General features: G+C 47.3%; 3 protein-coding genes and 1 pseudogene. All 4 read right to left on the reverse strand.

The window, feature by feature from the left end:
* On the reverse strand, positions 1-999 hold a 999-nt coding region (locus QVA83_RS06620; protein ID WP_287498267.1), incomplete at its 3' end, for an IS66 family transposase.
* 23 nt (positions 1,000-1,022) lie between these two features.
* Complete coding sequence (gene tnpB, locus QVA83_RS06625; RefSeq protein WP_012518757.1) at positions 1,023-1,358, reverse strand: IS66 family insertion sequence element accessory protein TnpB; 336 nt, start codon at positions 1,356-1,358, stop codon at positions 1,023-1,025.
* On the reverse strand, positions 1,358-1,642 hold the full coding sequence (gene tnpA, locus QVA83_RS06630) for an IS66 family insertion sequence element accessory protein TnpA (RefSeq protein WP_012516875.1): 285 nt from the start codon (positions 1,640-1,642) through the stop codon (positions 1,358-1,360). The genes tnpB and tnpA overlap by 1 nt, the downstream gene beginning before the upstream one ends.
* A gap of 82 nt (positions 1,643-1,724) precedes the next feature.
* Positions 1,725-1,906 (reverse strand): annotated as a pseudogene (locus QVA83_RS06635) (hypothetical protein); the annotation flags it as partial.

Consider the following 1,906-nt stretch of genomic DNA (forward strand, 5'->3'; position numbering starts at 1 on the left):
AGTTGTGTATAAGAGAGAGACCGAACAGGCTGCATGTACAATCTGTTGTTCGTATTGATTTAATTGTTCAACCGTTTTGGTGTAGGCGGCATAACCATCGGTGAGCAAGGTGCCGGTAAAGTCCTGTAACTGTGCTTGGGCATGCAACATACCCCGGCTGTTACTCCAGGTAAACGCCACTTCATCACTGTCACCGTACAGGGGCCAGAAGTAGGTTTGTTTCATGTGTCCGGGTTTTCGGCCAGCGCCTTTAGTGCGACCTGCTTTAATGGGCACTTCATCCATGGCCAGTATTTTACTTTGCAGAATGTGTTGCCACTGGGCTTTGGCGATGGGTCGAAGCAGCTCAATGCCTTTTTGTATCCAGTTGATTAAGGTGGCCCGGCTAAGGGTAATACCGCTATCCAGCATCCGTTGATGTTGGCGGTGAAGCGGTAAGTGATACACCGCTTTATCAACCATCAGTCCGGCGAGCAGTGAGACATCGCAGTAACAGCCTTCCAGCACATTGCCTGGCGCTGGGGTATCCTTAATGGTTTGCGTGGTTTTATGACGCACGACCTGTCGACGGAATCTCAATACCACATAACTGCCAGGCTGTTGTGCTAAGCGACAGGTTTCTTTGGTATCCACTAATTCATACTGGTCGGCATCCGCCCCCTGTAATTCTGGCGCAGGTATATCAATAATCTGTTGCGGCACTGTCTCATCAAAACGCAGGCCTTCATCATTGACATCCGAGTCGCGACGTTGCTTTTGTGAGGAACGAGTATGTGCCTTCACCGGTTTTGTTTCTGCCGGTAAGGTGAGGGTTTCCCCCTCATCAAACAAACTGCTCTGCGCCGGATTATCCGCTAACACCTTTTCAGACTTACGCCCGAACAACTGACGTTTAAGCCAGTCGAGTTGCTGCTTGAGTTGCGCAATTTCCTCGGCTTGATGAGCAAAGGCAGCCTCAATTTCAGACAGTGAAAGGTGACTAATAGAGCGTGTTTTCATGGGCTAAATTATAACAAAATCAGTTAATTAAATCGCCTGTTTTGTTTGTCTTTTTGCCAGTAAATCCCATCAATCAAACACTGTAACTGAGCGCTGTTTAATGGTGTTTTTGCTGTGCCGTCAGTGACTTTGGCGAAGGTACCTCTTTCTAGACGTTTGCTCCACAAACAATAACCGCCCTGATGGTAATACAATACCTTTAGCTGGGTGCGGCGTTTATTGATAAACACAAACCAGTCACCACAATGCGCCTGCATGCCCAACTTGCTCTGTACCAGCGCTGCCAACCCATCAAACTGTTTGCGCATATCGGCATTGCCGGTGTACAACCAAATACGCCCATTAGATAAGGGTAACATCAGACGGCTCGGTTCATCCGCAGCACCACACCACCGGGTAATACCAGTTCTATCTCCCACGCTGAATCTATACTCTGGTTTCCGCTCGCTGGCATATCAAAAGCAAGCCAGTTATCCTGCTGCGCAAACGGTTGACTATCATCGCTCAGCTTTTTACGCCACAGATAAAAATTTGATACTGTTAACGCATGCTGTGCACAAAATTCACTGACTGTCAGCTCGCTTGCTGCTTGCTTGTCAACCAATCTTTGCCATTGCTCACGTGTACGTCTTTTTGTTGCCATCAGTAAAGTCTCCGTTAGTAAAATCTACGGAGGCTATTTTACGGAGTAGCACCGCAGGGAAAAGACGGTCTAAAATGATCGCTTACTTCGTAGACGCATCATCAAGCTCAATTCTGCTATCTCCAGCGTAGGCTTTTGCGCAGAGTGTGATATCAGGCCTATTGGCAAACATCGCAATAGAAACCATATCAAATTTATCAAAAAGCAAGCGGGTGGCTTCTGAAGAAAACCCTAAATATTCCACTTTATGAAGCTTACCCATAG

The sequence above is a fragment of the Alteromonas sp. AO-Serp genome (assembly GCF_017849675.1).
Taxonomy (GTDB): Bacteria; Pseudomonadota; Gammaproteobacteria; order Enterobacterales; family Alteromonadaceae; genus Alteromonas; species Alteromonas macleodii.